1 rRNA gene is annotated in these 495 nt (G+C 46.1%); it reads right to left on the bottom strand.

Features of this window, described 5'->3' with window-relative positions:
• Positions 1-156: 156 nt before the first annotated feature.
• Positions 157-270: ribosomal RNA gene (rrf, locus tag DRB05_RS00130) — 5S ribosomal RNA — on the bottom strand.
• Positions 271-495 lie beyond the last annotated feature (225 nt).

Below are 495 nucleotides of genomic sequence, written 5' to 3'. Positions count from 1 at the left end.
CCAACAGCTCGGTGGGTAAACCACCTCCGACCACGCTGGTCAGTGCTGATGCTGTGGTAGGAGCGAGTTTACCTCGCGAGGTTTTATATCTCAAATCTCTATGCCCCAAACAGCAAAAAACCCGTCGCATTGCTGCAACGGGTTTCTTTAATAAGGCCCTGACGATGTTCTACTTTCACATGGGAAGCCCACACTATCATCGACGCTGTTTTGTTTCACTTCTGAGTTCGGCATGGGGTCAGGTGGTTCCAAAACGCTATGGTCATCAGGAAATCTGGGTGCAAATGTCTAATGACATCGTGCCTCGCACGAGCATTCCATTTGCGCAAGGTGAACCGATTTCGCGATATCGCTGAGGTTGGTCACCTTGTTTAATTCTTAAATCTGGAAAAAGCTATTAAATTCTTCTGTCTACTTTAGTCTATTAACTTCTGTCGCTTATAAACCACTTTGGCGTTGTATGGTTAAGCCTCTCGGGTAATTAGTACGAGTTAG

The sequence above is a fragment of the Pseudoalteromonas sp. A757 genome, from assembly GCF_004103285.1.
GTDB lineage: Bacteria > Pseudomonadota > Gammaproteobacteria > Enterobacterales > Alteromonadaceae > Pseudoalteromonas > Pseudoalteromonas galatheae.
This window is presented reverse-complemented; position numbering and strand designations above follow the sequence as displayed.